The 7,230-nt window shown below is 37.0% G+C and carries 6 protein-coding genes; 3 read left to right on the top strand and 3 right to left on the bottom strand.

Going from position 1 to position 7,230, the window contains the following annotated elements; genetic code table 11:
- Positions 1 to 147: 147 nt before the first annotated feature.
- The 3 genes from B371_RS0102780 to B371_RS0102765 all read right to left on the bottom strand — a co-directional run bounded on the left by B371_RS0102780 (position 148) and on the right by B371_RS0102765 (position 3,244).
- A complete protein-coding gene (locus B371_RS0102780; RefSeq protein ID WP_019412794.1) occupies positions 148 to 645 on the bottom strand; it encodes a DinB family protein in 498 nt (165 codons plus the stop codon).
- A gap of 151 nt (positions 646 to 796) precedes the next feature.
- Entirely contained in the window at positions 797 to 1,294 is a 498-nt protein-coding gene (locus B371_RS0102775) for a plastocyanin/azurin family copper-binding protein (protein ID WP_019412793.1), read from the bottom strand.
- 1,071 nt (positions 1,295 to 2,365) lie between these two features.
- Positions 2,366 to 3,244 (bottom strand): EamA family transporter, encoded by an 879-nt coding sequence (locus B371_RS0102765; RefSeq protein ID WP_019412791.1) that lies wholly within the window; start codon positions 3,242 to 3,244, stop codon positions 2,366 to 2,368.
- Between the two features lie 202 nt (positions 3,245 to 3,446).
- Here B371_RS0102765 and B371_RS0102760 point away from each other — a divergent pair, with 202 nt between their 5' ends.
- The 3 genes from B371_RS0102760 (at position 3,447) to B371_RS0102750 (ending at position 7,033) form a co-directional block, all read left to right on the top strand.
- Positions 3,447 to 4,769, top strand: a complete 1,323-nt coding sequence (locus B371_RS0102760) for an IS1380 family transposase (RefSeq protein ID WP_019412790.1) — start codon at positions 3,447 to 3,449, stop codon at positions 4,767 to 4,769.
- Positions 4,770 to 5,048: 279 nt separating this feature from the next.
- Positions 5,049 to 5,279: a helix-turn-helix domain-containing protein gene (locus tag B371_RS0102755; RefSeq protein WP_019412789.1), complete on the top strand. Its 231-nt coding sequence runs from the start codon at positions 5,049 to 5,051 to the stop codon at positions 5,277 to 5,279.
- A 254-nt stretch (positions 5,280 to 5,533) separates the two neighbouring features.
- Positions 5,534 to 7,033 carry a BCCT family transporter gene (locus tag B371_RS0102750; protein ID WP_019412788.1) on the top strand — a complete coding sequence of 500 codons (1,500 nt, stop codon included), beginning with the start codon at positions 5,534 to 5,536 and terminating at the stop codon, positions 7,031 to 7,033.
- The last annotated feature ends 197 nt before the right edge of the window (positions 7,034 to 7,230 follow it).

Below are 7,230 nucleotides of genomic sequence, written 5' to 3'. Positions count from 1 at the left end.
CGGAACGCGTCTGCCTGGAAAGGAAATCCACGGCTATAAGAGAAAAATGCGAGTATGGGAACGAAATCGTTCCCATACTCGCATTGATGTTCTAAGAGGACTTTTTCAGTGCCCTCGTTTTTCTCCACCTGTTTTTATTTTAGTGAATTATATGGCAGTCCCACTCCTATTAAACTCTCGAATTTTAGATGTTGCTTTACTCAATCCAAATATAATTCCTGAGTGTACAGCTTCATGCCAAATTACAAATTGTGTGACACCTTCCACTGTAGACATTTCATGAATATCTCTAATATTCATAACATCAGGTAATTTTTGATCGAGCTTTCCTGTTAAGAATTCTACAACACGTGCTGGTTGTTCTGCTAGAGCAGCTAGTAATTCTTCTTTCGTAGGAGGTTCATCTGTCCAATCGGCTGGCTTTGTACCACCTGAAAAAAATTGTCTCCATTCAGGATGAACGGGTTCATATGTGGAAACCCCTCTATGAACCAATGCCTCCATTGTAGTGAAAATGTGTCCAACATTCCATCGAATTGTATTGTTAAATCCTTCTGGTTGAATGTCCCACTGCTCTTCTTTAATGGATTGTAAACGCCCTTGCGTATAGATTCGTGCAAACTTTAATTGCCCTAATGTCTCCATTTTTTATCTCCCCATGTTCAGTATGACTTAAGCGTATCTGAATCTCATGTAAAAAGAAACAGAAAAATCAAACTTTATTAAAATTGAAATGTATTCATTTTTCTTAATAATTCAACAACTGTGGACTCATAATTCTTATCAATCAAATTACTTATTCAAACGCCACATTATGTTGTGCTGAATCTTGATTTGTCCATGTTATGATTGTTCCAGGAGCCACGGTTATACTATCTTCACTAAATTCATAACTTGCAATATCAAGTGTTAGTTCTCCAGAATTTGAAGCACCTTCTTCTACAATTACTGTCATTTTCATCACAGGATGTGGTTCACAATAAATCGAGAATTCTCCAGTCTCATTAAAGACAAAGCTAGTCATATCCCCTTTTGATAACAGCGGAGATGCTTCTCCACTTGCCGCATCCACAGCCGTAGTGTTTTCTTCAACTGGTTCTTCTGCTTCTGCTTCTTCTTCTTCTGGTTCTTTCTCGTTCTCTTTATCTTTCTCTACTTGCTCTTGGCCCACATTTTCCTCAGGCATAACAGCTGTTTCTTCAACTGACTCATCTTTTGTTGGTTGAGTTTCTTCTCCGCATGCAGCTAAAATTAGCATGCCTCCTATAACTAAAGCTATTAATTTGTTGTTCATAAAAAATCCCATCCTCTCATTTTCATTACCTAGTTAACGAAAGAACTTGTTGTAAAGTTTATATTTAATAACAAAAAAGACGAGCAAAGTGATATAGTCACTTTGCTCGTCAGAAAATAGCTGTTTTTACTATTAAATTAGCAACATAGTTAGCAGTGTTACAAAGTGAATTTAAGTACTTTTTAAACCAACCTGGCCAATAGTCACCCATGAAGAGGTGGGACAGCTAAAATATATATGCATAAGAAATAAAAAAAACCGGGTAAAGTACGCCCGGTCCTTTAGAGAGTGGCGGCCGAAGATACTATTTCGGCCTTTTTCTCCATTTTTCAAGGTTGGGTAGTCTCTTTCTGCCACCTGGCATAAGAATGGGTTATAGCCATACTGTCAAACGCCTATGTAATATAAACCAGTGTTCTTTAGTTTCGATTTACAGCATGGAAACTCGTCACATTAATCGGATTAGTCTAGAGTTATCACGGAAAGATAATTCGTTTTAGAATATTAGTCTCCGTATTCTTTAACACTGGGTTCATGGCACATCAATTTTATATACATTCTAATGTTTTTAAAAAATGTGCAGCAAGTTTATACTTTTCGCCCACTTAGAACATTTCGTCCACTCAGATTGGCTTTTCATCCACTCAGGACCTCTTTTCGTCCCCTCAGCATAACTTTTCATCCACTCAAGACCTCTTTTCGTCCACTCAGCATAACTTTCCGTCCACTCAGCAGAAAATCACCATTATATTACAAATTGACTGCGCATGCTTGCTGAAACAGACGTCCCTACTATAGTTGTCAGCTTGGAAAATCTTCTTTTTCAATTAAATAAGTTAGAAACCCCTATAATTAGATGATCAAAAGTCAACTAACTAAGAAAAGCGCAAAGCCTGACGCCGGGCTGGAAGGATGAAAGACGAACGTTTAGTCCTTCTGCCCCCATATCGATGGCGTTTGAGCTAGACAGTGCTACTCCAAGGTCAAAAGTGAATCTTGAAAACATTTTGTATATCATAAAAAAGGAACGAGCAAAGTTATCACTTCGCTCGTTCCTCATTCACTTACACTTTATTCAAATCGTTTTAATCGTTTTCTACCACTCGTAGTTAGGACCAGAATTCCTCCTAAAAGGAGAAAAACGCCAATCCATGATACTGGAGTCAATACTTCTCCTACAAAAAATACGCCTAAAAAGGCAGCAGTTAATGGCTCTCCTAATGATAATGTAACAGCTGATGAAGATGGCACTTTTTGGAGCCCTTTTAAAAATAAGATGTAGGCTATACTTGTCGTCATGATGCCCAAATATAAAATGACGAGACTGTTTGATGGTTCCAAGACCCATGTACTATCAAATATAAACAAAAAAGGCATTAACATAATTGCACTTATTGAAAATGTCATTGCCACTGCTGGAATAGCTTCTACTTTAGCAAGCACAGACTTACTGACAATGGCGTAAATGGCAAAGCCCAAACCAGCGAATAAAGACAGCGAAACACCTAAAGGATTCACTGTAAGTGCGTCTTTATTTATAAACAATAATATACAACCGATAACGGACAAAATTGTTGCCGCTATCCAAGCTCGTGTTGGTATTATTTTCAAAAATAACCATTCAATTAGTCCTGAGAAAATTGGCGCACTTCCAATCGCCACGACTGTTCCTATGGCAATACCTGTAATTCGTACTGACGTAAAAAACAATGGTTGGAATAGTGCCATACATATAGCTGCAACAATAGTAGCTTTCCAAGGCCATGTTCTAAAATTAATTTTCTTCATAAGAAGCATAATAATTAATAATGAAAATCCGCCAAGAGCTAAACGAGATGCACCAATGGTTATGGGTTGGGCATCTTGTGGCAAAAATATTTGAGCCGTTCCAGTTGTGCCCCATAACACTGCAGCTAATAGTACAAGTAAGTAAGGAATGACAGTTCTCATAATTTCACCTCAAAAAATTTTAACTATCATGTACTTTACCATATTTTATCCTACATTATTCATACAAGAGAACAAAAAAGCGAGAAACTCTTATCACTCTAAGAGACTCTCGCTTTTTTATTTTCACTTTTTTAGTGAAAAGAACCCTCAATTTTGGTATGTTTTAATCACCACAAAAAAAACAAAAAATGAGGGGTTCCATATGAAAAGTGTACAAGAAACGAGCTTACATTTCAATAAAAGAGTAAAGATTAATTTTGATGGCGGCGATCTCTCGTCCGATTCAGGATTGCTTTTATACAAAGAATTTGATGAGAAACTGGGCATTACGAAAATGATTAAAGAAAAAATCAACATCACAGATTCTTCCTCTCATCACACTCATTCTAATCATGATGTCATCATGCAAAAAGTGTACCAACATCTCGCAGGCTATCATACAGACAATGCAGCCGATGACCTTCAAGTTGAACCGACGATGCTTCGCGTTTTTTCAAAAGAACGATTGGCCTCCCAACCTACCATCTCACGATTAAATTCAAAAGTAGACGAAGAAACCGTTAATCAATTTCAACAGACGATCCAATGCTTATTTGATCGTGTACAGCTGGTGAAGCCAAGTGACGGCTATATCTTCGATATAGATTCTGCTAATTTCGAGACAACAGGAAATCAAGAAAATACCGCTTATAATGCACATTATCGGACGATGGGTTTTCATCCTTTGTTCTTATTTGATGGGCTAACGGGTGACTGTATCAAAGCTGTCCTCCGCAGTGGAAATGTGTATACGTCAAATGGCGTGGTTGAATTTTTGGAGCCTGTTCTGATTCACTTTAAGGAACTGTATCCCCACTGTCCCATCATCATTCGCGGAGATAGTGGGTTTGCATCTCCAGGGTTATATGAATTGTGTGAAAAATATGACGTGCATTTTGTGATTCGCCTAAAAGCGAATGCCAAATTAAATGGGTTTGCCCAAGCACTAGAAGCTCAGATTACGAAAAACCTTGAAATCACATCGAAACCTTGTGTCTTTTATCAAGAAATGAACTATAAAGCTGCATCTTGGCATACTGAACGAAGAGTCATCATTAAGCTTGAAAAGCCAACTGATGAACTCTTATTTACCTATACATTTATTGTGACAAGTCTTTCTGCCAATGCCAAAAACATAGTAAAGACCTATCAAAATCGAGGAACGATGGAGAACTTTATCAAGGAAGGTAAAAATGGTTTTGCGTTTGATTGGTTGAGTAGCCATTCTCAAAAAACAAATGCCATCCGTCTCCAAATGTCCGTGTTAGCTTATAATTTCCATAATTGGTTCCGAAGAATTTGTTTGCCAAACAAAGTACGAAATCAAACGATGGAAACGATACGCAGTCAACTCATTAAAATTGCGGGTAAAGTCATACGATCTTCTCGCTACATCACGTTCAAATTATGTAGTAGTTGCTTATACAAAGATGCATTCTGGCAAACGTTACGAAATATCCAACGATTACAAGTCAAAATAGAATAAGTCCTGCAGATATAAACATTTTTTGTGAAACGCGTTCTAACAAGGGAGAAGTCTGTCCAATTCCACCTCATGAGGTTTCTAATTTTATGAATTTGTCCATTTCCGGAGGAAATCATGGTAAAAACAAAAACGAAACCAAAAAGTGAACTTGGTTTTCAGAATCCTAGTCAGTTTGTGGTTTATTATTAGCAGCCAATCTATTCCATGAATAATTTGGGTTTATACATATTGAGATACACCTACTCGTAAACTATACTTAAGAGAGAGGGAGTGTTGAGCGTGTATTTAACAATAGAAGAAACTGCAGATTTTTTAAGTATGCCCGAACAACAAGTACGTAAATATGTTGTAGAAGGTCGAATTAAATCTGTCCATGATGGTGAACAATATTTAATTAATCAATCACAATTCGAACATCACTTGAAACAAGTCGAGGAAGTGAAACGCCAAATAGATGAATGGCATAACACGCCGATACCAGAAGATATTGATGTAAAAGATGAAGATTAAGAACACTTCAATCTGGAAATAAACAATAAAACTAAAATTTACAATATAGAACCTTGGGATAATTATTAACTTCCAATTATTTCAAGGTTTAAACTTCGTTAGAAACAGGTATTAATAATTAGATGGTTTTTTTAGTAGAGATTAAATTAATCTATTCTTACGCATACTTATAAAACCTGGTCATTGACATCGACTAAAAAGTTGCGTATTGTGAATCATTGTCCTATAAAAACCAAGTTACACAAGGGGGAAACATGAAAAATATTACAAAAGTATTTTGGATTGCTTTAGCACTAGTAGTTTTAGCAGTTGGTTTTGGTGCACTTGCACCAGAGAGTTTTGAGTTAGTTACTGGTAAAATGCAATCATTTATTACTTCCAGCTTCGGTTGGTATTACTTAAGCGTTGTATCCATTATGGTAGTCTTCACTTTAATTATAATTGTTAGCCCTTTCGGTAAAATCCGTTTAGGTAAAGATACAGATCGACCGGAGTATACTCGAGTTACATGGTTCTCCATGTTATTCTCTGCAGGAATGGGTATCGGACTTGTATTTTGGGGAGCTGCTGAACCGCTTTCTCATTATGCCATTAGTCCAGCAACTGCAGATCCGGGAACAAGAGAAGCATTCCGAGAATCCATGCGCTTTACGTTTTTCCATTGGGGATTACATGCATGGGCTATTTATGCAATTGTCGCTTTAGCTCTCGCTTATTTCCAGTTCCGCAAAGGAGAACCTGGATTAATCTCAGCAACATTAAAACCGATTTTCGGAGATAAAATGAATGGACCTTGGGGCGTGTTAGTAGATGTCTTTGCTGTTTTTGCAACAGTAGTAGGCGTTGCCACTACACTTGGCTTAGGAGCTATTCAAATTAACGGTGGATTGTCTTATATCTTTGGAATCGAGAATGCATTCGGTGTTCAGGTTATCATTATTGCAGTAGTTACTGTCCTGTTTCTAATCTCGGCATGGTCCGGATTAAGTAAGGGAATTAAATATTTATCCAATATTAATATGATATTAGCTGTATCTCTGTTGGCATTAGTCGTCATTCTTGGGCCTACAGTACTAATTTTCAATATGTTCACAGACACACTTGGAAGGTATGTACAAAATATCGTTCAAATGAGCTTTAGTGCTGCACCTCTTAATGTGGGAAATCGAGAATGGATTAATGGTTGGACGATTTTCTATTGGGCATGGTGGATTTCTTGGTCGCCATTTGTGGGAATTTTTATTGCCCGTGTATCCAAAGGCCGTACCATTAGAGAATTCTTAATCGGAGTATTAATGATTCCGTCAATTGTAAGTTTCTTCTGGTTTTCCGCTTTCGGAACAACTGCAATCAATATACAAGACAAAGTAAAGGATTTAACTGCTTTAGATTTAAAAACGGAAGAAACATTGTTTGCCGTTTTTAATGAAATGCCATTGTCAATGTTGTTGTCCATTATCGCTGTTGTTTTAATTAGTACGTTCTTTATAACATCTGCAGATTCAGCAACATTTGTGTTAGGTATGCAAACAACCAATGGGTCTTTAAATCCATCAAACATAGTCAAGGTGATATGGGGTCTTGCACAATCATCCATTGCAGTCATATTATTGTCTTCAGAAGGTTTAGGCGCACTGCAAAGCATGCTGATCGTTGCAGCCTTCCCGTTCTCCTTTATTATGGTTCTAATGATGTTATCCTTGTACAAATCATTGTCAAATGAAGCAAAAAAAATGAAAATTTCCAAACCTTAAAAAAATCATTAGAAAAGCCAGTCACTCGTATTGAGAGTGACTGGCTTTTTTGATAGTTTAATTTCATGAACCCTGTGGTTATGGTGTTTTTAGTATATAAAGACTAGCATTTAATGCATATATTTGGTCTCACAAACTCTTTTCATCTGACACTCCCACCGCTAAAGCAGTGGGGTTCTGTTTGAAAACGGTTTCTT

The organism is Paenisporosarcina sp. TG20, from assembly GCF_000286315.1.
Lineage (GTDB): Bacteria > Bacillota > Bacilli > Bacillales_A > Planococcaceae > Paenisporosarcina.
Note: the sequence above shows the minus strand (reverse complement) of the source record. Positions and strands in the feature narration are given on the sequence as shown.

Excerpts from the sequence above, each read along its gene's own strand:
- B371_RS0102775 (WP_019412793.1), bottom strand. The coding sequence starts at position 1,294 with ATGAACAACAAATTAATAGCTTTAGTTATAGGAGGCATGCTAATTTTA.
- B371_RS0102780 (WP_019412794.1), bottom strand. The coding sequence starts at position 645 with ATGGAGACATTAGGGCAATTAAAGTTTGCACGAATCTATACGCAAGGG.
- B371_RS0102750 (WP_019412788.1), top strand. The coding sequence starts at position 5,534 with ATGAAAAATATTACAAAAGTATTTTGGATTGCTTTAGCACTAGTAGTT.
- B371_RS0102765 (WP_019412791.1), bottom strand. The coding sequence starts at position 3,244 with ATGAGAACTGTCATTCCTTACTTACTTGTACTATTAGCTGCAGTGTTA.
- B371_RS0102760 (WP_019412790.1), top strand. The coding sequence starts at position 3,447 with ATGAAAAGTGTACAAGAAACGAGCTTACATTTCAATAAAAGAGTAAAG.